Source organism: Bradyrhizobium sp. U87765 SZCCT0048 (genome assembly GCF_018131225.1).
GTDB lineage: Bacteria > Pseudomonadota > Alphaproteobacteria > Rhizobiales > Xanthobacteraceae > Bradyrhizobium_A.
Genome location: NZ_JAFCMM010000001.1, coordinates 1,359,152 through 1,382,482, shown reverse-complemented (window position 1 = coordinate 1,382,482; position 23,331 = coordinate 1,359,152). Strand labels below are relative to the sequence as shown.

The window sequence follows — 23,331 nt, the reverse complement described above, 5'->3', positions numbered from 1 at the left end:
GATTCCCGTCATGACCGACCAGCTTCCGGACCGCCTGTCCGTCGACCCGAAGAGCCCGTACTACAACGCCGACGTGCTGGCGCGGGACATCGGCATCCGCTTCAAGGGAGTCGAGAAGGACAACGTCGAGGAGTACTGCGTCAGTGAGGGCTGGGTACGCGTGCCGGTCGGCACGGCAAAGGATCGTTTCGGCAATCCGATGACCATCAAGCTCAGCGGTCCCGTCGAGCCGTATTTCCGCGACAAGACCTGAATATTTCGGAGGCGCCGATGTCCGTCATCGTCACTGCGCTCGACCATCTCGTCCTCAATGTTCGCGACGTGGAAATTTCAGCGAGGTGGTACCAAAAAGTGCTGGGCATGGAGCGCCGGGATTTCGATCCGGGGCAGGGCAAGCCGCCGCGTGTATCGATGGTGTTCGGCCATCAGAAGATCAATCTCCGCCCGCTGACGGCCGACAAGGTCGAGTGGTTCACGGCCGACCACGAGACTGCGGGCAGCGACGATCTCTGCTTCCTGACGACCGCCTCGCCCGACGAGGTGGTGCGGCATCTGCAGGCCTGTGGTGTCGCGATTGCGGAGGGGCCGGTCGCCAAGCAGGGCGCGCGCGGCGTTCTCGCATCGGTGTATTGCCGTGATCCGGATGGCAGCCTGATCGAAATCTCTTCATACTCCGCCTGAAGGCGTCGCGCGATCCGTGCCGCCCAAGGAAGGTGCCGCGGGCCGTGCTCGCGGCTGTGAAGAACGGGGAGGAAAACCATGCGCGCCTATGCCGTCAAAATGTTCTGCGAGCCGATCGCCGAGATCGATGTGCCCGATCCGCAGCCCAAGGGCGCCGAGGTGGTGATCGAAGTGACGCGCTGCGGCGTCTGCCACAGCGATCTGCATCTGCAGGAGGGATACTATGATCTCGGCGGCGGCAAGAAGCTCAGCCTTGCCGATCGCGGTGTGACGCCGCCGGTGGTGCTCGGCCACGAGGTGCTCGGGCGGCTGGTGGCCAAGGGGCCGGATGCGCCGATCGGCGACGACATGATCGGCCGGACGTTCCTGGTCCATCCCTGGCTCGGCTGCGGCGCGTGCGAGATCTGCCGTCGCGGCGAGGAGAACCTCTGCCCCAAGCCGAATTCGATCGGCGTCCATCGCGCCGGTGGCTACGCCGAAAAGTGCCTCGTGCCGCATCCGCGCTATCTCGTCGACGTCACTGGTATCGATCCGACGCTGGCGGCGACCTATGCCTGCTCCGGTCTCACCGCCTACAGTGCGCTGCGCAAGGTCGATATCGCCGGTGATCGCGACTGGCTGTTGATTCTCGGCATCGGCGGCGTCGGTCTCAGCGGCCTTGAGATCGCCAAGGGGCTCGGTTTCAGGAACATCGCGGTCGCCGACATCGATCCGGCCAAGCGCGAGCTGGCGCTGGCGAGCGGGGCTGGCGTGGTGGTCGATCCCCGCGACAAGGACGCACTGGCGACGCTGCAGGCGAAGACCGGCGGTGTCGGTGCGGCGATCGATTTCGTCGGCGCGCAGGCGACGGCGGAGTTCGGCATCGCGGCGATCCGCAAGGCCGGCACCTACGTCGTGGTCGGCCTGTTCGGCGGCGATATCACGCTGTCGCTGCCGCTCTTGGTGCTGCGCGCCATCAACCTGCGCGGCTCCTATGTCGGCAATCTTGGCGAGCTCAAGGAGCTCATCGACCTCGTCAAGCAGGGAAAGGTGCGGGCGATGCCGGTCGAGGCCGTGCCTATGGCGCAGGCCAATGCCGCGCTGGACCGGCTGCGTGCCGGCAAGGTTCGCGGCCGCCTGGTGCTTGAGCGCGCCTGAGCGCAGAACTTTCGATGTCGTGAAATCAGGCGCGGCCTGCGGGCCGCGCCTTTTGCGTTGGATGCTTCAGGCGCCGACGCCGGCGAGCGACAGCACGGTGTGCAGCAGCACGTTGGCGCCGGCGGTGCAGTCGGCCTGGGTCGCGTCCTCAATTTCGTTGTGGCTGATGCCATCCTTGCACGGCACGAAGATCATCGCGGTTGGCATCACGCCGGCCATGTTGCAGGCGTCATGGCCGGCGCCGGAGGTGATGCGGCGGCTGGAATAGCCGAGCGCGTCGCTCGCGGTCTGCACGGCCTCGATCATGCGGGTGTCGAAGTGGGTCGGCTCCTTGCGCCAGATCATGTCGAGGTCGACGGCGACCTTGCGGCGGGCGGCGATCTCGGCGATTGCCGGACGCAGCGCACGGTCGAGCGCTTCGAGCGTGTTGCCGTCGGGGCTGCGGAATTCCATGGTGAAGGCGATGTCGCCGGGAATGACGTTGCGCGAGGGGTTGTCGATCACCGCTTCGCCGACCGTGCCGACCGCGTTCGGGCCGTGCTCGCGCGCGATCTTCTCGACCGCGAGGACCACTTCAGAGAGCGTTGCCAGCGCGTCGCGGCGCAGCGGCATCGGGGTCGCGCCGGCGTGGCTGGCGAAGCCGGCGATCCTGCCGTCGTACCAGATGATGCCCTGGCCATGATCGACGACGCCGATGGTCTTGTTCTCCGCTTCCAGGATCGGCCCTTGCTCGATATGCAGCTCGACGAAGCTGCCGAGCCTGATCGCGCCGACGGGCTCGGTGCCGCGATAACCGATGCTGTCGAGCGCCTGGCCGACGCTGATGCCCTCCGCATCGGTCCGGCCGAGGATGTCGTCGGTGGTGTAATCGCCGGCGTAGGCGGCCGACGCCATCATGGCTGGTGCAAAGCGCGAGCCCTCTTCATTGGTCCAGTTGATGATGCACAGCGGCGCGTCGGTTTCGATGCCGGCGTCGTTGAGGGTCCGCACGACCTCGAGCGCCGCGAGGGTGCCGAGAATGCCGTCGTACTTGCCGCCGGTCGGCTGGGTGTCGAGATGCGAGCCGAGGCCGATCGGCAGCTTGGTCATGTCGCGGCCGCGACGAATGGCATACATGGTGCCGAGTGCGTCGACATGCACGGTGCAGCCGGCTGCCTCGCATGCGGCGCGAAACCAGTCGCGCACCTTCTTGTCCTCGGGGCCGAGCGTCAGGCGACGGACGCCGCCCTTTGGCGTCGCGCCGAACTGCGCCGTCTCGTGGATGGCGCCCCACAGCCGGGCGGAATCGATCTGGAGGTTGGAGAGATGCTTTGCCATGTGCGGGGACTTTCCTGACAGTCGGAGGCCGGTTGCGGCATAGCATCATTCGGCGGGTCGCGGAACGGGCCGTGCCGTATGGCGGCTGCTGCAATTGTCGCCGCCGGCTGGTCGTTTCGCGGGCAAATCACGGCAACGCCGCTGCAGACGACAGCAGGCGTGAAGACTTCAGCCCAGCATGCGGGTGTCGCCGCAGATCGAGATCGCCTGGCCCGAGATGGTGCGACCGCGCGGGCTGCACATGAACACGATCTGGTCGGCGATCTGCTCCGGCGTCACGTACTCCTTGATCGAGGTGAAGGAGAAGGCGATGTCCTCCATCTCCTTGTAGGAGACACCGCGCTGCTGCGCCTTGGCCTCGAGCACACGGCGCTGGCGGTCGCCGGCGACGAGGCCGGGCAGGATGGCGTTGACGCGGATATTGTCGGGGCCAAGCTCGATGGACAGCGATTTGGTAAAGCCGATCACGCCCCACTTGGCGGCGGCGTAGGGCGAACGCAGCGCAAATCCGAGCCGGCCGGCCGCCGACGACAGGTTGACGATCGAGGCATTGGTGCTCTGCCGCAACAGCGGCACCGCGAGCCGCGCGCAATTGAACTGGCCGGTGAGGCAGACCTGCAGGCAGCGGTCCCAGTCTTCCGGATGCATCTCTTCGACGCGCGCCGTGGGACCGGCGATGCCGGCGTTGTTGACGAGGACGTCGAGGCCGCCGAGTGCTTTGGTGACGTTCTCGAACAGGGGGGCGACGGCGGCGCGGTTCGCCACATCGCAGGTGAAGCGGGAGAACTGCGGATCGCTCGCAGCGCGCGCGGTGAGCGCGGCTTCGTCGACGTCGCAGATGGCGACGCGCGCGCCTTCGCGAACGAAGGCCTGGGCGATGGCGAGACCGATGCCGCTGGCGCCGGCGGTGACGAGAACGCGCAGGCCCTTGATATCGAGATCCATGTCAGCTCCGGAATTTAAGTCAGTCGGGCAGGCCGCCGCGCGAGAGGATGAAGCTCGAAGCGCCCTGGATGTCGGCGGCGATGCCGGCGCGGGCGCCTTCGCTGTTGCGCGCCGTGATCGCCCGCAGCACGGCATCATGCTTGGCGACGATGCCGCTGGCGGCAAGGCGCTGCGGATTGGCGCGCAGGTCGAGGTTGATCACCGGGCCGGCCTTGAGCCACAGCGCGCGGATGATCTCCAGCAGCGTGGGCGAATGGGCGGCGGCATACACCGCGAAATGAAAGCCCTTGTTGAGTTCCACGGCACGGGCGAGATCGGGCTCAGCGGCTTCGCTCTCCTCGCGCATGGCCGCTTCCGCAGTGATGAGACCTCCAAGATCCTCGGGGGTGTGCAGGGCGGCGGCCTGGGCTGCGGCATACCCCTCGATCTCGATCCGGATGCGCGTCAGGTCGCGAAACTGTTCGGCGGACATCACCGGCACGCGCACGGCGCGGTTAGGCGCGACTTCCAGCGCGCGGTCGGCGATCAGGCGCGACACCGCTTCGCGCACCGGCATGATCGAGACGCCGAGGACTTCTGCGGCGCCGCGCAGTGACAGCTTTTCGCCCGGCGCGAGGCGGCCGGAAATCAGGAGATCGGCGAGCTTGGCATAGGCGCGCTCGCCAAGCGTCTGCCGGTCGAGCGGCTCAACGATGCTCAGTGCGGTGGTGGACGACCCCACGGCTGATCTCCTGCAGACAGTTTCCCCAAGACGCCAAGCCGGTGCGAGCCGGAGACAGGCGTCATGTGATGTTTGCCGGGTTTTGTCCCTCCGGACCAGCGGTCGCACCGCCGGCCAACGAAAAGGGGCTGGACAACCCGATGACGTTTTGTCAGTCTAACTGTGATCACAGATCACGGCAAGGTAGATCAAACGCGCGGCTACAGCGCGAAGTCTCGCCGGACAACGACAATCGCCATTCGCGGCGAAGCCGCACAGGGAGGCACGTCCATGTCGCAAGAAGGCCGTCTCACGCGCCGAACATTGTTGAAGGGAACCGCCGGCGCCGCACTGGTGTCCGGCCTGTCTGCGCCGTCGCTGCTGCTGGCGCAGACACCGGACGTGGTCCGGATCGGGCATCTGACGCCGCGCACCGGCTTTCTCGGTCCGCTCGGTGAATATGCGGTGATGGCGATCGACCTTGCCGTCGAAGAGATCAATGCCGGTGGCGGTGTGATGGGCCGCAAGGTCGAACTGCTGAAGGAAGATTCGGTCAATCCGCAGACCGCCTCGACCAAGGCCGAGCGCATGATCGAGCGCGACAAGGTCGCCTGTATCATCGGCGAAATCTCGTCGGCCTCGGCGCTGACCATTGCCCAGGTCGCCCAGCGCAACAAGACGCTGTTCATCAACACCGGCGCCAACTCCGACGCGCTGCGCGGTGCCGATTGCAAGCGCTACATGTTCCATGTCGAGTCGCAGAACTCGATGTATGTCAAATCGGTCGGTCGCTCGTTCCTGCGCGATGGCCTGGTCAAAGGCAAGAAGTGGTACTCGCTGACGGCCGACTATGCCTTCGGTCATGATCTGCTGCGCGTCGCCAAGCGCTTCATGGGGAACAATGGCGGTGACTTCGCGGGCGACGAACTGGTGCCGACCGATGCGACCGATTTCTCGGCGTACCTGCTCAAGATTCGCGCCAGCCAGCCCGATCTCGTCGTGCTCAACCTCTCGGGCACCCAGATCACCAACTTCCTCAAGCAGTATGCCGAGTTCGGCCTGACCTATCCGGTTGGCGGCTTCGGCTTCGACACTGCGCTCGCCTGGGCGGCCGGCAAGGGCAGCTTTGTCGGCACCTGGCCCTGCGTCTGGCACCATCTCGTCGACACGCCGAACAGCAAGGCGTTCGTTGCGGCCTTCACCAAAAAGTACGGCAAACCACCAGAGAACCAGGCGTGGGGCGACTACGTCGCCGCCAGGATCGTCGCAGAGAGCATCAACGAGCTGAAGTCGCCGGACTCCACGAAAATGGTGGAGCACTTCGAAAAGGGCGCCAAGTTCGACGTGATGAAAACCCGTGCCGGCTATTTCAGGGCTTCCGACCACCAGCTGATGCACGAGATGTATGCCATCACCGCATTGCCGGCGGACAAGATCAAGAACCAGTGGGACATCTTCACGTCGAGCGACCCAGTCCCCGGACCGAACGAAGATCTCGAGGTCATTGCCTCAACCAAGGAAGAAAATACCTGCACGTTCGCCCCCTGAGCGTGCAACCTGCCGCAGCCCTCCATGGGTTCAGCCCTGGAGGGCTGCGTCTTCCTTCCTTTTCCGGATGCGCAGGACGAAGCCGCCCGTTCCATGCGGCTGCGTCCGATAGCGATCGTCCATCAACAGGATCGAGACCGTGTCGGTGATGCTTTTCGTCCAGCAGCTGCTCAACGGCCTGCTCGATGGTGTCTACTATCTCCTGATCGCGCTGGGTCTGTCGCTGATCTTTTCGCTCGGCGGCATCGTCAACCTCGCGCATGGCGCATTCTTCGCCATCGGCGCCTATCTGACATTGGTACTGTCGCCCTATCTCGGCTTCGGCGGATCCTTTGTCGCCGCTCCCGTAGCAGTGGCGCTGCTCGGTCTCGTCATCGAACGCCTGCTGTTTCGCCGCTTCTACCGCGCCGATCCTATCCTGTCGCTGCTGTTGACCTTTGGTCTTGCGATGGTTGCCGAGCAGGCGCTGCGCATGATCTTCGGTGCGCCGCCGCTGTCCTATGCCATCCCGCCGGCACTGCGCGGACAGGTGGTGGTCGGCTCCTTCATCTATTCGTACTACCGCACGGTGCTGCTCGGTGTCGCGACGGTCTGCGTGCTCTTGCTGTGGCTGCTGCTGCAGAAGACCGCGTTCGGCCGCGTGGTGCGGGCAGGCGTGCAGAACCCCGACATGGTCGGGGCGCTGGGCATCTCGCTGCAGCCGTACATGTCCACGGTCGCCGCACTCGGCATCGGGCTCGCCGGGCTCGCCGGCGTGCTGCTGGCGCCGATCTATTCGGTGCATCCGGCGATGGGAAACGAGATCATCACCCCGGCCTTCGTGGTCGTGGTCATCGGCGGCCTCGGCTCGTTCTGGGGTGTGGTGGTCGCGGCGCTGCTGGTCGGCCTCGTCAAGGGGACGATGATCGCGATCGGCTATTCCGCAGCCTCGACCGCGGCGATCTACCTGTTGATGTTGCTGGTGCTGCTGTTCCGCCCGCGCGGCCTGTTCGGCGAGCGCATCATGCGGTTCGAGTAAGCGGCAGGTGACTCCGATGACGCACAAGCTGCCGCTCCCCCTGATCATCGTCGCCGCGGGCCTGCTGCTGCTGCCAGCGGCGATGCTGGCGATCGGGTTGACCATGACGTCGGCGACCGAGGTCGTGGTGTTCGCCATGGCCTGCATGGCGCTCAACATCCTGGTCGGCCACACCGGCCTCGTGTCGTTCGGCCACGGGGCCTGGTTCGGGCTCGCCGCCTATGCCGCCGCTATCGTCCAGCGCTCCTGGATGCCAGGCTCGTTCTTCGGTCCGGCGCTCGCCGGTCTCGCGCTCGTCGCGGTCGTCGCCGCCGCCTTCGGCTTCCTGATCCTGCGGCGGCGCGGCGTCTACTTCTCGCTGCTGACGCTGGCGCTCGCAGCCATGCTCTATGTCATTGCGTTCCGCTGGACGGATGTGACGGGCGGGGAGAACGGCATCGGTGGTATTACTCGCCCGACGTTGCTCGGCGTCGATCTCGAATCCTCGTCCAGCTATTACTGGTTTGTCGCGGCGATCGCCTTCGTCGTGGTGGCGCTGCTGTGGCGCTTCCACAATTCGACGGTCGGCTCCGTGCTGGTGGCGATCCGCGAGAACGAGCAACGGGCGCGCTTCCTCGGCTACGCCACCACCCGTTACAAGCTCGCCGCCTTCACGCTGTCGGCCACCATCACTGGCCTTGCCGGCATTCTGCTGCTCTACAAGAACCGCATGACCTCGGCCGATCCGATCTCGGTCGGGTTCTCCGGCGAGCTGCTGGCGATGGTGGTGATCGGCGGCATGCGCAGCTTCCTCGGCCCGGCGCTGGGCGCGCTGTTCTATGTCATGTTTCGCGAGTTCCTGAGTATCTATTCGGAGAACTGGCTGTTCTGGCTGGGGCTGGTGTTCGTCGGCTTCATCGTGTTCTCGCCCTCGGGATTGACCGGCGTTGCCGGACGGCTGCTGGCGCCGTTCCGCAAAGTGCCCGTGGAGGATGCCGCGATGGCGGCCCGGCGCATCGAGGCGCTGCCGCTGCCGGACATGCTGCGGCCGCAGGCCGCGTTCGATGGCGCGATCCTCGCCGCCCGCCAGATGACCAAGAGTTTCGGCGGCATCCGCGCGGTGCAGGGCATCGACATCGCCATCGCCGACCGCTCGCTGCACGCGCTGATCGGGCCGAACGGCGCGGGGAAGACCACGGCGTTCAACCTGCTGTCCGGCCTGCATGTGCCGGACGACGGCGCGGTCACGCTGATGGGACAGGCGATCGCCGGCCGCGCGCCGGAAGACATCGCAGCCGCCGGTATCGGGCGCTCGTTCCAGATCACCAACCTGTTTCCGGGATTGTCGGTCGCGGAGAATATTCGCCTGGCAGTACAGGCGCGCCATCCGCGCCGCGCCGATCCCTTCACGCCGGCGCTGTCGATCGCCGATATTAACACCCAGGCCGACGAGATCATCCGCTATCTCGGCCTTGCCGGCATCGAGCGCGCCGAGGCCGGCTCGCTGTCCTATGGCGGCCAGCGGCTGCTCGATATGGGGCTTGCGCTTGCCACCGCGCCGCGGGTGCTGCTGCTCGACGAACCGCTCGCGGGCCTTGCCGCCGCCGAGCGCGAGCGCATCGGCGCCATCATCAAGCGCATCTCCGCGGACATCCCGGTGCTGCTGGTCGAGCACGACATCGATCGCGTGTTTCAGCTTGCCGACCACGTCACGGTCATGAACGAGGGACGGGTGCTGCTCGACGGCTCGGTCGAGGACGCACGCTCCAGTCCGAAGGTGCAGGAGGTCTATATCGGCTCCGGCACGGCGGCGATCGCCGCGCAGGTACGCGAGACCGCGGCGACGCCGGGCTTGCTGATGGCGGTCAAGGATGTCGACACCTTCTATGGCAAGAGCCATATCCTCAAGGGCGTCGATTTTCCGCTGCACCACAATGAAATCATCGCATTGCTCGGCCGCAACGGCGCCGGCAAGTCGACCTTGCTGAAGACGCTGATCGGTATTGCGCCGGCGTCCACGGGCTCGATCGTACTCGCCGACAACGAACTGGTCGGGCGCAGTCCCGCAGAGATCGCGCGGCTCGGCATCGGCTATGTGCCGCAGGGCCGCGGCCTGTTCGCCGGCATGACGGTGGAGCAGAACCTCGAGCTCGGCGGCCTCAAGCGGCAGACCGGCCATGGCGTGCACTGGACGCGCGAGCGCATCTACGAGTACTTCCCGCGCATCCGGGAGCGGCTGCACAGCCCGGCGGACTATCTCTCCGGCGGCGAGCAGCAGATGGTCGCGGTCGCCCGCGCGCTGTCCGGCGATGTGCGGGTGCTGCTGCTCGACGAGCCGTTCGAGGGACTGGCGCCGGCGGTGGTCGAGCAGCTGTTCCACACATTCGATCGACTGCGCAACGAAGTCGCCATTGTCATTGTCGACCATAATCTCGACCTCGCACTGGCGTTGTCGGACACGACGGTGGCGCTGGAGCGCGGGCAGGTGATCCATCGTGGCCCGTCGCGCGCGTTGCGCGAGGATCTGGACCTGCGCCGCAAGGTCTTGTGGCTCTAGGGAGAGGAAGACAGCACATGGCGGAAAAGGCAGGACAGGTCGCGATCGTCGGCGTTGGATTGATCGGCCGGGCATGGGCGGCGGTGTTCGCGCGCGCCGGCTGGACCGTGCGGCTGACCGATCCGCATGCACCGACATTGGCCGCCGCGCCGGAACTGATCACGGGCGAACTCGCTGGTCTTGCCCGGCATGGTCTCGTGACGGATCCTGCTGCTGCGGCGGCACGGATTTCCGTGGCGCCGAACCTCGCCGCCGCGGTCGACGGCGTCGATTTCGTCCAGGAGAACGGTCCGGAGACGGTGGAAGCCAAGCGACAGATCTTCAGCGAACTCGATCGCCTTGCGCCGCCGCAGGCGCTGCTGGTGTCGTCGACTTCAGCGATTGTCGCCTCGCGCTTCACCGAACGGCTCGCCGGCCGCGCACGCTGCCTGATCGGTCACCCGGTCAACCCGCCGCATCTCGTGCCGCTGGTCGAATTGTGCGGAGCGCCGTGGACATCGCCGGACGCGATCGTGCAGGCGCGGCAGATCTATCAGGCCGTCGGCCAGGTGCCGATCACGGTCAGGCGCGAGATCGATGGCTTCATTCTCAACCGCCTGCAGGGCGCGCTGCTGGCGGAAGCGTTCCGTCTCGTTGGCGAGGGCTTTGTGTCCGCGGAGGATCTCGACCACACCGTCAAGGATGGTCTTGGCTTGCGCTGGTCGTTCCTCGGGCCGTTCGAGACCATCGAGCTTAACGCGCCCGGCGGCATTCCCGACTACTGCGCACGCTACACCGGCTTCTACAAGCAACTGGCCGCAACGCCGGCCCGGGCCGACGTCTACGAAAGCCCCAATGTCGATGCGGTGATCGCCGCGTGGCCGCACACGCCGGCACCGGAGCGGATTGCCAGGCTGACCCGGCGACGCAACGAGCGCCTCGCGGCGCTCGCCGCGCACAAGGCCGCCCAACACGATTGAACGTCACGTCAAGGAGAAGCGAACCATGGCCCGTAAAGTCATCATCACCTGCGCCGTCACCGGCGCCATTCACACCCCGTCGATGTCCAGGGCGCTGCCGGTGACACCGGAGGAGATCGCCGACGCGGCGATCGAAGCGGCCGAGGCGGGCGCTGCGATCGTGCATCTGCATGCGCGCAACCCGAAGACCGGACAGCCTGACCAGAGCCCGGAGGCGTTCGCGCCGTTCCTGAAGGTGATCAAGCAGCGTTCGGACTGCGTCATCAACCTGACCACTGGCGGCGCGCCGACCATGACCGTCGACGAGCGCGTGCGGCCCGCCGCTGTTTACAAGCCGGAGGTGGCGTCGCTGAACATGGGGTCGATGAACTTCGGCTTCTTCGGCATGCTCAACCGCTTCAAGACCTTCCAGCATGAATGGGAACGCAAGCATGTCGAAAACAAGGACATCGTGTTCCGCAATACCTTCGCCGACATCGAGTACGTGCTGACGACATTGTCGGGCTCTGGCACTCGCTTCGAGTTCGAATGCTACGACACCGCCCATCTCTACAACCTGAAGTACTTCCTCGATCAGGGATTGGTGAAGGCGCCGCTGTTCGTACAGACCGTGTTCGGCCTGCAGGGCGGCATCGGCGCCCATCCGGACGATGTCATGCATATGAAGCGGACGGCGGACCGTCTGTTCGGTGACCAGTACCAATGGTCGGTGCTGGGCGCCGGGCGCAACCAATTGCCGATCGCGGCGATGGCGGCGGCCATGGGCGGCAATGTCCGCGTCGGCCTCGAGGATTCGCTGTGGGGCGGCCCCGGGAAGCTCGCGCAATCCAACGCCGAGCAGGTGCGTCTCGTGCGCCAGATCATCGAGGGCCTCGGTCTCGAGATCGCGAGCCCCGACGAGGCGCGCGAGATCCTCGACCTCAAGGGCGGCGACAAGCTGGAAGTGTAGGGTCTCGTGACCCGGCGCCCTGAGTGCACAGCCCCGGCTTTGGCCGGGGCGTTCTTTAAAAGCCGCAAGTCGGGCAGGCCCGACTTGCGATGCGCAGTACGGCCCTCGACGGGCGACGGCCCGATCATCGGCCACGGTGCGGTTCATTCTTCGAGGCTTGCTATCGCGAGCACATCAGGATGACGGATGAAGCGCTCGGCCGCAGAGCTCTCTACACCCGCACGGCGCTGGTGATGCGGTCGGCGTCGCCGAATACGCGCAAGTAGCGCGCGATTTCTTCCGGCGCGCCGGTCGCCTTTTCGGTGTTGTCCGAAAGCTTCACCGCGGGGCGGCCGTTGACCTCGGTGACCTTGCACACCAGCGAGATCGGATCGAGGTCGGCGGTGCCATCCGGCGTGCAGCCGATGAAGTCGTTGGTGAGGTTGGTGCCCCAGCCGAAGCTGGTACGCACGCGGCCGGCAAAATGGCGGTGCGTCTCCTCGATGGTGTCGACGTCCATGGCGTCGGAGAAGATCAGGATCTTCCTGCGGGGATCGCGTCCCTTGTCCTGCCACCAGCGGATGATCTGTTCGCCGGCAGAAATCGGCGGCGCGCTGTCGGGACGGAAGCCTGTCCAGTCCGCGACCCAGTCGGGCGCGTCGCGCAGGAACGCAGTGGTGCCGAACGCATCGGGCAGGGCGATCAGCAGGTTGCCGGCGTAGCTCTTGCGCCATTCGTCGAGCACACGGAACGGCGCCTGGCGCAGCTCGTCGTCGTTGCGGGCAAGGGCGGCTGCGACCATCGGCAGCTCGTGCGCATTGGTGCCGATCGCCTCGAGATCGTTGTCCATTGCCAGCAGCACGTTCGACGTGCCGGTGAACGAGCGGCCGAGCCCTTCCTTCACCGCCTCGACGCACCAGCGCTGCCACAGGAAGCCATGGCGGCGGCGGGTGCCGAAGTCCGACAGCAGCAGGCCGTCGAGCTTCTTCAGGCGCTCCACCTTGGTCCACAGCTTGGCCTTGGCGCGGGCATAGAGCACGTCCAGCGCAAAGCGGCCGTGGCCCTTCATCGCCTGGCGCGAGCGCAGCTCGTTGACAATGGCGAGCGCTGGAATCTCCCACATCGTGGTGTGGGTCCAGGGGCCTTCGAAATGCAGCTCGTACTGGCCGTCGACCTTGCGCAGGTCGTAGTCAGGCAGGCGGAAGTCGGCGAGCCAGGCCAGGAAGTCCGACGAGAACATCTGGGTCTTGCCGTAGAACGTGTTACCGGCGAGCCAGATGTGCTCCTTTTTCGATAGCTGCACCGTGCGGGCGTGATCGAGCTGGGCGCGCAGCTCCTTCTCGTCGATGACCTCGGCAAGGCGGATGTTGCGGCTGCGGTTGATCAGCGAGAATGTCACCTCCACGTCGGGGTGCAGCTCACGGATCATCTGCAGCATCAGCAGCTTGTAGAAGTCCGTATCCAGAATGCTGCGGATGATCGGGTCGAGCCGCCAGCCGTGGTTATAGGTTCGCGTGGCAATATCGGTGACAGTCATCGATCTGGCTTACATCCGGCGGGTCGTGGTCGCGGCGTCGGCCATCATGCTAACCGACGCCGAGGGTTCTTCCTATAGCAGTGCAACCATCTGTTTCGTCAATGGATTTCCGCAGCGCGGGCGAGCGCGGCCCGGAGCTTGTCGAGGCTGAAGGCGTCGCTGCGGGCGATTTCCAGGATTGGCTCCTCACGCCGGGCGCAGAGGTCGGCGGCCTCGGGCAGGCGGGCAGCGACGTCGGCGGGGATCACCACGGCGCCGTGCCGGTCGGCATGGACGAGGTCGCCGGAGCGCACGGTCATGCCGGCCACGTTGACGGCATCGCCGAAGCCGGCGAGATGGACATGGGCGTGGGACGGACCGATCGAGCCGGCGAGCGCCTGGAAGCCCGGCGCCCATTGCGGAATGTCGCGGATCGAACCGTCGGTGACGACGCCGAGGCAGCCGAGCGCCTTGTGCAGGGCGCTGTTGACCTCGCCCCAGAACGCGCCGAAGCCGATGTTGGCGCCGTCGAGATCCTGGATCACGCTGATGCGCGGGCCGTGGCCGGCGCCGACATACTCATAATACGCCAGCCGCTGCTCGCGCTGGGCCGCCGCCGGCAGGGCCGAGGCCGTGGTCGCACGGATGGTTGCGGTGCGGGCATAGCCGACAACCGGCGGCAGGTCGGGGAAGGGACAAACCAGCGGCTTGACCGTGTAGCCGATGAGCCGGCGCTCAGGCGCCACCAACTCCATCGCATTGCAGATGGTCGGGGTATCGTAGCGCGCGAGTGCGGTCAGCACCGACGGGGGAAGAGGGGCGGTCTCGGTCACAGGGCTCTCCGGCTTAAGATGTGGGTCGCTTCCTCGGGCGTGCCGCCAAGACTGCCTTGCGACGATCGCCGCCGCAAGGCCGCACCGCTTCGATGCAACACCGTATGACGCGATTGCATATTGCCCATCGCCGTTCGTTTGGGGATGCTGCGAGACGGCCCGCATGAGGCGCGACAATGGCGCACCTTCGATCGCCGGACGATCATCTCAAAGGATGGATATGACCACGAACAGGAAGAAGCTGCTGATCGTCGAGACCATGCCGCAGGATGGCTGGGCGGTATTCGAGGCGCGGGGCGATATCGACGCGGTGCGCTTCTCCAACGCGATCTCGGCGGCCGACTTCAATGCCCTGCTGCGCGAGCACGCGCCGGTGCATGGCGTCGCGCTCGGCGCGACGGCTTTCGGCAGGGCAGAGCTGGAGTCCGCTGGCGGCATCGAGGTTGTGGCACGGATGGGAGTCGGCTTCGATGCGGTCGATGTGCCGGTCATGACCGGGCATCGGGTACCGGTGATGACGACGGGCATCGCCAATTCGCCGTCGGTGGCCGAGGCCGCGCTGTTCATGATGCTGGCGCTGGCCAAGCGCGCAGCCGAACTCGATGCGCTGGTCAAGTCGGGGGGATGGAGCAGGCGTCTGGGCGCGATCCCATACGACCTCTACGGCAAGACCGTGCTGGTGGTCGGCTTCGGCCGTATCGGCAGCCGTACCGCGAAGCGCTGCCTGGCGATGGACATGACCGTGCTGGTGCACGATCCCTTCAAGCCGGACGCGGACATAGAGGCCGCCGGTTACACGCCGGCGCCTGACCTCGACGCTGCGTTGCCCGTCGCTGACTTTGTGACGCTGCACTGCCCGAAGACGCCGCAGACGCTGCGCATGATCGACGCGGCGCGGTTGAAGCGGATGAAGCCGACGGCCTATCTCATCAACACCGCGCGCGGCGGCATTGTCGACGAGGCAGCGCTCCATGCCGCGCTGACCAGCGGCGCACTGGCCGGCGCAGGTCTCGACGTGTTCGAGAAGGAGCCGGCCCCGGCCGACAATCCGCTGTTCCGTCTCGACAACGTCATCACCGCGCCGCACGTCGCCGGTGTGACGAGCGAGGCGCTCGATCGCATGGGGCTGCAGACTGCCCGCAACATCGTCAGCGCCCTCGACGGGGCGCCGATCGCGGACAACGTGGTCAACCGTGAGGTCCTCGGATAAGGTGCGCGCTGCGTCGCCGCGTTGAAGAGGATCCGCATGACCACCGTGCTCGCCACGAAGATCGCCCGGGAGTACGGCACCCCGGCCGTCGTCATCGATATGGACCGTGTCGAGCGCAACATCGCCCGCATCCAGGCGGCCTGCGATGCCGCAGGGGTCGCCAACCGTCCGCACATCAAGACCCACAAGAGTCCGTATTTGGCCGGTCTGCAGCGCGCTGCCGGAGCAAAGGGCATCACCTGCCAGAAGCTCGGCGAAGCCGAGGTGATGGTGGATGGCGGTCTCGACGACATCCTGATCAGCTACAACCTGCTCGGCGAGCAGAAGATGCAGCGTCTCGGCGCGCTGATGCGGCGCGCCGCCGTTACCGTCACCACCGACAACCCGGTGGTACTGGCGGATCTGCCAACGGCCGCCACGGCTGCCGGTCGGCCGGTGCCTGTGGTGATCGAGTGCGATACCGGCCGCAAGCGCGCCGGCGTCGAGACCCCGGGCGAGGCGATCGCCCTGGCCCGGCAGATGACGGCGATGACGGACCACGTCACGTTCGCCGGCTTCATGCTGTATCCGACCGAGAGCGGCTGGCCCGAAGCGCAGCGCTTCCTGGACGAGGCGCTCGCCGGCGTACGTGCGCTCGGCCTCGAACCGTCGATCGTCTCCACGGGCGGTTCGCCCAATCTGAAGAATCTCGGTCAGTTGCGCGGCGCCACCGAGCATCGTCCGGGCACCTACATCTACAACGACCGCATGCAGGTCGCGGCCGGCGTCGCCGGCTGGGAAGACTGCGCGCTGACGGTCTATTCCGCGGTCGTCAGCCGTGCGGCGCCCGAGCGCGGCATCCTCGATGCCGGCTCGAAGACGCTGACCGCCGACACCGGCGGTCTCGACGGCTATGGCCTGATCCTTGAGCATCCCGAGGCCAGGATTGCACGCTTCGCCGAGGAGCACGGTTTCCTCGATCTCTCCCGCGGCAATACCCGTCCGCAGGTCGGTGACGTCGTGCGCATCGTGCCGAACCATGTCTGCGTCGTCGTCAATATGGTCGACGAGGTGGTGATGGTCCGCGGCGACGACATCGTTGGAACGCTGCCGGTGGCGGCGCGCGGCCGGCTGCGCTGAGCGCAGTGGCCTCCTGTTCCGGCTCGAACCTGTCGCTCAGGCATGGGCCTGGCGGCGCGCCGGTTGCCGCGCCTCGCGGTCGTTGTCGGCGTCCGCGCGGTTGCCGACCTGCACCACGATGGTCTGGTTCGGCTGGGCGATGGTAATCCCGGCTTCCTGGAAGCGGCGCTTCATCCGGCGATTGAATTCGCGCTGCACCGGCCAGCGGCCACCATCGGTGCAGGGGATCTGACCGACCAGCGTCGCCATGGCGCCGTCGACCTTGTCAACGCCCCACAGATCGAGATCGCTTCGGATCAGGTTCTGGTATTTCGGCTCGCGGCGCATCTCGGCGGCGATCTCCTTGAGGATCTCGCCGGCGCGATCGGTGTCCTCGCCATAGGCGACGCTGACGTTGACCGCCGCGTTGCCGACACCGCGGCTGTTGTTGGTGACACTCGTCACGGCGCTGAACGGCACGATATGCACCGCGCCGTCGCCGGCGCGCAGGCGGATGGTGCGGATCGACAGGTTCTCGACCACGCCGGTGAGGCCCGAGACAGTGACGGTGTCGCCGACCTGGACGACGTTCTCGAGCAGCAGGAACAGGCCGGTGATGACGTCCTGCACCAGCTTCTGCGAGCCGAAGCCGATGGCAATGCCGATGATGCCGGCGCCGGCCAGCAGCGGCGCGACGTTGACGCCGACCTCGCTGAGCGCGGTCAGTGCCACGATGGTGACAATGACGCACAGCAGTGCAGTGCGCAGCATCGGCATGAAGGTGCGCAGCCGCGCGGCGCGCACGAAATGGCCCTCGCGCGTCAGGCGCGCGAGCTGGCGATCGAGCACCGCATTGACCGCTTCCCATACGGCCACGGCTGCGGCGACGGCGATGCCGATGGTGATCACCGCCGAGATCAGCCGGCTGCCGATCTGGCCGCCATAGAACCAGACGATGGCGTCGACGCCCCAGACCTCGAGCAGCGCGACGAACCCGATCGCGGCGATGACGCCGGCGACGATCCGGCGCAGCACCGGCAGATAGAGGTTGGCGCGGGCCTCGAGACCCGGGTAGCGCTGCATCATATCGGGATGGATGCGGAAGACGCGGTCGATCGCGCCGAGCACGAGGATCGAGACGATCCGCGTTACCAGCACCACGGCAACGGTACCGACGAAATACTGCAGCAGCAGCGCATAGCCGTTGCGAACGTTGAGCGCCCAGATCGTCCACAGCGCCAGCACCAGCGCGATCGCCAGAAGGTGCCACAGCCCGGCGGCGCGTTCGCGCAATGCCGCAAGGAATCCGGTGGCGTTGCGTTCCGGACGGATCGCCTGGGCGATCTGGCGGCGACATTGCAGGATGATGACGACGACGAACAGATGGACGGCGAGCATGACCAGCCGCATCAGTGCGAAATAGCCGGCGCGATAGAGGCCGAGCAGCAGCGCGACGTTGGCGAGGGCTGCGCCGAACGCGCCCACGGTGGTGATGCGCCAGACCCAGATGTCGATATAGGCGGCGGTCTCGTCGCGAACGGTCATCAGGCTGAGCGGTCCAGCGGAGACCACCGTGCGGCTGATCGCAATGAGGCCGCGGCTCAGCACATAGGCGTTGACGATGGCGAGGATCGCAAGGCGGGTGGTGGCAATCTGATCGACGACGCTGCCGAGCAGGGCCGAGGCCGCAGCGGCGAAGGCGACCAGCGGTAGCAGGCTGAGCACCAGCTTGCCGAGGATGAAGGGCAGGCGGATCATCGATTGCCAGGCGCGTGTCAGCACGACACGCCGGCGGCGAGGCGGGGGAATCAGCGCGGCTTCGACGGGGCCGCCGGCGGGCGCGTCGCCAGCCATGATGGGGCTGGCCACGGTGTGAGCCACCGGCACACGGCTCTCCAGCCATTGCAGCGGTCGCCGCACGGCGCGGCCGATCAGCCACTCGGCCACCAGGGCGCATCCCAGCACCAGCGCGAGCTTCCAGCCGATGTCCATCAGCAACTGATAGGACGCGGGGTCCGTCGCGGTGCGCTCGAGCCAGTACCACAGCAGCGGAAAGCGGGTGATCGAGCGGGCGGCGTCGGCGACATCGCGCGACAGGTCGCCGAGCTGCTCGGAGACCGACAAGAGCAACTGGGCGCCGAGGCCGTCCGCGGACAGCTGCGGCGTCGCCGCAGGCGTCTCTGCCGGCGGGGGTGCCGGTGTGGCAGGCGTGGCCTGCGTCGGTGACGCATTTGCGACAGCGCGCAGCGTGTCGATGAGCTGGGCACGCTTGGCGTCGTCCTGCAGGGTTTCGAGCGCGCGTCGGGCCTGGTCTGCGGTCACCGGCGGCACGGTCGCCGTCGGTGGCTTTGTGGCGGGCTGAGCGGAAGCGGCGAGGGGGACTGCCAGCAACAGGACAGCGAGCACAAGATGGATTGCGCGCGGCATGCGAACTCTCTCTGAATATGAAGTGCCTGTTTCGCCTTCTTCGGATGGCGGAAATGCGCCGCTCCTGCGACGATCTCTTGGCATTTGCGCGTGGGCTTTTGAATCCGCGTCACGCGGCGCGGATGGCGAGGCGGCGGGCTTCCTGTTCGATCAGGCGGCGGTAGTGCCCGTCGCGGGCGATCAGCGAATCGGGCGAACCATCTTCCACGGCGCGGCCGGAATTGAGGACGATGATGCGGTCGAAGCTGCGCAGCGTCGACAGGCGGTGGGCGACGGCAATCACCGTGCGTCCGCGCATCAGGCGTTCAAGCGCGACGCGAATGGCTTCCTCGGATTCGGAATCGAGCGCTGACGTCGCTTCGTCCAGCAGCAGGATCGGGGCGTTCTTGAGAAAGGCGCGAGCGATCGAAATGCGCTGGCGCTGCCCGCCAGACAGCTTCAGGCCGCGGTCGCCGACGATAGTATCGAGACCGCGCGGCAGCGCCTCGATGAACAGGTGGCAGCGTGAATCGACGGCCGCCTGCCAGACCTCCTCGTCGGTGGCGTCCGGCCGGCCGTAGCGGATGTTCTCGCGCAGCGTGCGGTTGAACAGCGCGGTGTCCTGCGGAACGGTGGCAATCGCCTGACGCAGACTGCTCTGGGTGATGCGTGCGATATCCTGACCGTCGATCAGGATTCGGCCGTCGTCGAGGTCGTGAAAGCGCTGAAGCAGCGCCAGCAGCGTGGATTTGCCGCCGCCCGAGCGACCGACGAGACCGACGCGCTGGCCGGCCTGGATCTCGAGCGCGAGGTCGTTGAACACCTCCCGGCCGTCTGGATAGCGAAAGGCAATGTTCTCGAAGTTGATCCGTGCTCCCTGCGGCACCAGCGCGACGGCTTGCGGGTGATCCTGCAACTGATGGGGCACGAGCAGGGTCGTCAGGGCCTCTGACAGGCGAGCCATGTGTTGGGTGACGTCGACAAGGGCGACCGCGAGGTCGCGTGTCGCGCTGAGGACGGAGATGCCGAGCGTACACACCAGCACGACGTCGCCGGCGCTTGCCGTGCCCTGTTGCCAAAGATGGATCGCCCAGGCGAGCAGGCCAAGCGTCAGCAGCACGGTCGCGAGCGCATGGCCGAGACGCAGCTTTTCGAGATAAAGCAAGCTGCGCCGCCGCGCGCTGAGCTCACGCGCGACCGTCTGGTCGAAGCGGACGTGCTCGCGTACGAGGCCGCCGAACGCGCGGACAAGCGCCATGTTGCCGACCACGTCCACCATTTCGCCGTCGACGTCCGCGGCCTTGTCGGCGAACGCATGGTGCAATGGCCGTCCGGCAGCCGCGAATCGGAACATGACGACGACCACGACGCCGGCGATCACCACCAGCGTGGCGGCCATCGGGCCGTTGACCGTGGCGAGGAACGCGATGGCGCCGATGGTCGCGAGACAGGGTGGCAGCACATTCCACATGAACATGTTTTCAATCGCGAACGCGGCGTTCGAGGTCGCGGTGATGCGGCTCGTCAGCACGCCGGGCAGGCGGTCGGCGAAGAAGCTGTGGGCGTGGGCCGTGAGATGGCGGAACAGGTCACGCCGCAAGTCGCCGGTCACCTGCACGAATGTGTAGCTCGCGACCCAGCTTGCCACCCGCCAGCAGAGATTGTCGGCCGCGATCAGTGACACCAGCAACACGAAGGGCGCCCACGGGCTGCGATCGGGGCGAACTGTCGACGACAGCGTGTCGACGAGCACTTTCACGCCATACTGCGTGCTCACGGAACAGGCGACGGCGAGGACGACCGCGCCCAGGATCAAGGCATGGGACAACTTTCGCCGAAGCACGTAGTGCAGCAGAAACGCCACCGGTCGTTTCGCCCAGCGACAAGGGTCATTCATATGGCCACCTGGGTGCGGGAACATCGATGGGGATGCCAGTTGTCCCGACAAACGCGGCTCATTTGCGACAGCAGGGCTGCGTTTGCGCGAGGCGAGCCATGAGCGGAACAACTGTCAGCAATGCTGATTATCGAGGTCGACCGGCGTTCTGATGGCGACCTCTGCGAGAGGCGCGTGCAGGGCGGGCTGGGCGGTCATCCTCGCTTCTTCCTTCCGGTTCATCTTCTGTGGAGACCTCCGACATGCGTATCGCGCAAATTTCTCCGTTGACCGAGGCGGTTCCTCCCAAGCTTTATGGCGGAACCGAACGGGTGATTTCCTGGCTCACCGATGAACTTGTGTCACTCGGCCACGACGTTTCGCTGTTTGCGAGCGGAGATTCGACGACGCGGGCGCGGCTGGAGCCGATGTGGCCGCGGGCGCTGCGCCTCGACGGCTCGGTGCGCGATCCGAACGCACTCCACATGATGATGATCGAGCATGTCTGCCGGCGTGCCCACGAATTCGACATCCTGCATTTTCATCTGGACTATTATCCGTTCTCGGTCATGTCGCGGCAGCCGACGCCATTTGTGACCACGCTGCACGGCCGCCTCGATTTGCCCGAGCACCAGCCAATGTTTGAAACATTTTCGTCAATTCCCGTCATCTCGATCTCGAATGCGCAACGCCGGCCTGTCCACCATGCGCGCTGGGTCGGCACCGTTCACCATGGATTGCCGCACGACCTGCTGACCCCGCAGCCGAAAACGCCGGCGTATCTCGGCTTTCTCGGGCGCATCTCACCGGAAAAGCGTGTCGACCGGGCGGTGCGCATTGCGGAGCGTTGCGGACTGCCGCTGAAAGTGGCGGCCAAGGTCGATCGCGTCGATGCCGATTACTTCAACGACGAGATCCGCGGTCTGTTGGCCCAGCCTCATGTCGAATTCATCGGCGAGATTTCCGATGACCAGAAGTCCGAGTTCCTCAGCGGTGCGCTGGCGTTGATCGTGCCGATCGACTGGCCCGAGCCGTTCGGCCTTGTCATGATCGAGGCGATGGCCTGTGGAACTCCGGTGATTGCCTATAATCGCGGCTCGGTTCCCGAAGTCGTCGAGGACGGGGTCACCGGTTTCATTGTCGAGGATGAGACCAGCGCGGTCGCCGCGCTGCGTAACATCACAAGCCTGTCACGAACCGTGATCCGGCAACGTTTCGAGGAGCGCTTCACGGCGTCGCGCATGGCGAAGGACTATCTGGATATCTACGGAAACGTCGGCCGCCTGCGTTCGGCGAGCATCGAACCGTTCAAGCCGCGCCGGGTGGCCGGCTAGGCCGGCGGCCGATCGTCCCGGTCGCCATCGTCGGGCGGCCGGGTTTCAGGCATCCGCCACAGCAACAGCAGCAATCCTGTCGCGGCGATGATCGCAAGACACAGGAACGTAGTGTGGCTGTTGAAGCGATCGGTCAGATAGCCGGCCAGCGTCGTGCTGATCGAGGCGCCGATGCCCATGGCACAGCCGATCGTGCCTTGTGTGAGGTTGAATCGCCCGGAATCCCTGGTCAGATCGGCGATGGTCAGGGGCACGAGCACGCCAAGAACCGCAGCTGACAGGCCGTCTAGCAACTGGATGGCGACCAGGAACGGCGGACTGCTGACCAGCGAGAACAGCAGTGCGCGGCAGGTCAGTGCGGCAAAGCCGGCGATCAGCAACGGGCGGCGGCCCCAGGTTTGCGCCTTGCGTCCGACGGCGGGCGACAGCACGGCGACCAGAAACTGGGGAACGACCATCGTGACGGCGATCAGCGCGGTGGCCGATTGGCTGGAGCGGATCGTGAGTATGCTCGCGACCAGCGGCAGGATCGCCGCGTTGGCGAGGTGAAACAGCATGACGCCAAGCGCGAACACCAGCAGCGCGCGGTTGCGAAGCAGGCTGCCGAAGCCGCTCAGCAAATTCATTGGATGCGCCTGCCGCCCGCCATGGGCACGGACGGAGTCGATTTCCGCGGCGCGTATATGCCACAGCGCCGCCAGCGCCGGCAGCACGAACGCCGCAGTGACATAGAATACGGCCTGGTTGGACAGGTAGTAGCCGCAGGCGCCCATGCCGGCGGCGGCCAGCCCGGTGCCGACGGAAGCGAACGCGGCATTGCGCCCGAGCCGTTCGCCGATCTCGCGCCGCTCGACCAGGCCAAGGCTGAGCGAGGCAATGGCCGGACCCAGCACGCAGCTCGCCGCGGCCTGCAGCACGCGCGAGGCCAGCACCACCGGAAACACCGGCCAGAGCGCCAGCATCAAGGCGCTGGCGCCGATCAGCACGACGGCAATCGCAGCCGCGAGACGGGGCGAGCGCAACGCATCGAGCAGCGCACCACCCGGCACCTGGCCGAACAGCGAGATCAGGCCACCGACCGTGAGGATCAGCCCGATGTCGACCTGGGTCCAGCGATGGGTGGTGAGGTAGACCGCGACGAACGGGCCGAAGCCGGTCTGCACGTCGGCGACGAAGAACACGAACCAGTCGAGACCGCGCCGGCTGCGGGGCGAGGCGCCACCCGGCCGCGTCGCCGCGGCTGGATGCCGTTGCCTGATCTTGCCCCCGTGGCTGTCACCATCCATCCT

Annotated in this window: 19 protein-coding genes; 11 read left to right on the top strand and 8 right to left on the bottom strand. The window is 66.3% G+C overall.

All coding sequences use genetic code 11. From position 1 onward, the window contains the following. The first annotated feature begins 10 nt into the window (after positions 1 to 10). From JQ639_RS05965 to JQ639_RS05955, 3 genes are all read left to right on the top strand, one after another. Entirely contained in the window at positions 11 to 253 is a 243-nt protein-coding gene (locus JQ639_RS05965; RefSeq protein ID WP_211970278.1) for a DUF3297 family protein, read from the top strand. A gap of 17 nt (positions 254 to 270) precedes the next feature. Next, positions 271 to 681, top strand: coding sequence for a VOC family protein (locus tag JQ639_RS05960; protein WP_211970277.1), 411 nt, complete (start codon positions 271 to 273; stop codon positions 679 to 681). A 78-nt stretch (positions 682 to 759) separates the two neighbouring features. After that, complete coding sequence (locus JQ639_RS05955) at positions 760 to 1,818, top strand: alcohol dehydrogenase (protein WP_211970276.1); 1,059 nt, start codon at positions 760 to 762, stop codon at positions 1,816 to 1,818. Between the two features lie 66 nt (positions 1,819 to 1,884). Here JQ639_RS05955 and JQ639_RS05950 read toward each other — a convergent pair whose 3' ends face one another. The 3 genes from JQ639_RS05950 to JQ639_RS05940 all read right to left on the bottom strand — a co-directional run bounded on the left by JQ639_RS05950 (position 1,885) and on the right by JQ639_RS05940 (position 4,801). Continuing rightward, positions 1,885 to 3,135 carry a Zn-dependent hydrolase gene (locus JQ639_RS05950; RefSeq protein ID WP_211970275.1) on the bottom strand — a complete coding sequence of 417 codons (1,251 nt, stop codon included), beginning with the start codon at positions 3,133 to 3,135 and terminating at the stop codon, positions 1,885 to 1,887. Between the two features lie 168 nt (positions 3,136 to 3,303). Further along, a complete protein-coding gene (locus JQ639_RS05945) occupies positions 3,304 to 4,080 on the bottom strand; it encodes an SDR family oxidoreductase (protein WP_211970274.1) in 777 nt (258 codons plus the stop codon). Between the two features lie 19 nt (positions 4,081 to 4,099). Continuing rightward, positions 4,100 to 4,801 carry a GntR family transcriptional regulator gene (locus JQ639_RS05940; protein ID WP_211970273.1) on the bottom strand — a complete coding sequence of 234 codons (702 nt, stop codon included), beginning with the start codon at positions 4,799 to 4,801 and terminating at the stop codon, positions 4,100 to 4,102. Positions 4,802 to 5,071: 270 nt separating this feature from the next. Here JQ639_RS05940 and JQ639_RS05935 point away from each other — a divergent pair, with 270 nt between their 5' ends. The 5 genes from JQ639_RS05935 to kce all read left to right on the top strand — a co-directional run bounded on the left by JQ639_RS05935 (position 5,072) and on the right by kce (position 11,790). Further along, complete coding sequence (locus tag JQ639_RS05935; RefSeq protein WP_211970272.1) at positions 5,072 to 6,328, top strand: ABC transporter substrate-binding protein; 1,257 nt, start codon at positions 5,072 to 5,074, stop codon at positions 6,326 to 6,328. Positions 6,329 to 6,476: 148 nt separating this feature from the next. Next, a complete protein-coding gene (locus tag JQ639_RS05930) occupies positions 6,477 to 7,346 on the top strand; it encodes a branched-chain amino acid ABC transporter permease (RefSeq protein WP_249123682.1) in 870 nt (289 codons plus the stop codon). Between the two features lie 16 nt (positions 7,347 to 7,362). Then, positions 7,363 to 9,882, top strand: coding sequence for a branched-chain amino acid ABC transporter ATP-binding protein/permease (locus JQ639_RS05925; protein WP_211970270.1), 2,520 nt, complete (start codon positions 7,363 to 7,365; stop codon positions 9,880 to 9,882). Positions 9,883 to 9,899: 17 nt separating this feature from the next. Further along, positions 9,900 to 10,841: a 3-hydroxyacyl-CoA dehydrogenase gene (locus tag JQ639_RS05920; RefSeq protein WP_211970269.1), complete on the top strand. Its 942-nt coding sequence runs from the start codon at positions 9,900 to 9,902 to the stop codon at positions 10,839 to 10,841. Positions 10,842 to 10,866: 25 nt separating this feature from the next. Beyond that, a complete protein-coding gene (gene kce, locus JQ639_RS05915) occupies positions 10,867 to 11,790 on the top strand; it encodes a 3,5-dioxohexanoate:acetyl-CoA acetone transferase (protein ID WP_211970268.1) in 924 nt (307 codons plus the stop codon). A gap of 211 nt (positions 11,791 to 12,001) precedes the next feature. On the opposite strand, the gene pncB is transcribed toward kce, so the two are convergent. Continuing rightward, positions 12,002 to 13,306, bottom strand: a complete 1,305-nt coding sequence (gene pncB, locus JQ639_RS05910; RefSeq protein ID WP_211970267.1) for a nicotinate phosphoribosyltransferase — start codon at positions 13,304 to 13,306, stop codon at positions 12,002 to 12,004. A 98-nt stretch (positions 13,307 to 13,404) separates the two neighbouring features. Further along, entirely contained in the window at positions 13,405 to 14,118 is a 714-nt protein-coding gene (locus tag JQ639_RS05905; RefSeq protein WP_349644755.1) for an RraA family protein, read from the bottom strand. 220 nt (positions 14,119 to 14,338) lie between these two features. Between JQ639_RS05905 and JQ639_RS05900 the strand changes: the two genes are divergently transcribed. Further along, positions 14,339 to 15,328 (top strand): hydroxyacid dehydrogenase, encoded by a 990-nt coding sequence (locus tag JQ639_RS05900; protein WP_211970266.1) that lies wholly within the window; start codon positions 14,339 to 14,341, stop codon positions 15,326 to 15,328. Positions 15,329 to 15,364: 36 nt separating this feature from the next. After that, a complete protein-coding gene (locus JQ639_RS05895) occupies positions 15,365 to 16,447 on the top strand; it encodes an alanine racemase (protein WP_211970265.1) in 1,083 nt (360 codons plus the stop codon). A gap of 36 nt (positions 16,448 to 16,483) precedes the next feature. Here the strand turns inward: JQ639_RS05895 and JQ639_RS05890 are convergent, their stop codons facing one another. After that, positions 16,484 to 18,853, bottom strand: a complete 2,370-nt coding sequence (locus JQ639_RS05890) for a mechanosensitive ion channel domain-containing protein (RefSeq protein ID WP_211970264.1) — start codon at positions 18,851 to 18,853, stop codon at positions 16,484 to 16,486. A 109-nt stretch (positions 18,854 to 18,962) separates the two neighbouring features. Beyond that, complete coding sequence (locus tag JQ639_RS05885; protein WP_211970263.1) at positions 18,963 to 20,729, bottom strand: ABC transporter ATP-binding protein; 1,767 nt, start codon at positions 20,727 to 20,729, stop codon at positions 18,963 to 18,965. A 242-nt stretch (positions 20,730 to 20,971) separates the two neighbouring features. On the opposite strand from JQ639_RS05885, the gene JQ639_RS05880 reads away from it, so the two are divergent. Continuing rightward, complete coding sequence (locus tag JQ639_RS05880; protein WP_211970429.1) at positions 20,972 to 22,042, top strand: glycosyltransferase family 4 protein; 1,071 nt, start codon at positions 20,972 to 20,974, stop codon at positions 22,040 to 22,042. On the opposite strand, the gene JQ639_RS05875 is transcribed toward JQ639_RS05880, so the two are convergent. After that, entirely contained in the window at positions 22,039 to 23,328 is a 1,290-nt protein-coding gene (locus tag JQ639_RS05875) for an MFS transporter (RefSeq protein WP_211970262.1), read from the bottom strand. The two genes, JQ639_RS05880 and JQ639_RS05875, sit on opposite strands and share 4 nt — an antisense overlap. Positions 23,329 to 23,331 lie beyond the last annotated feature (3 nt).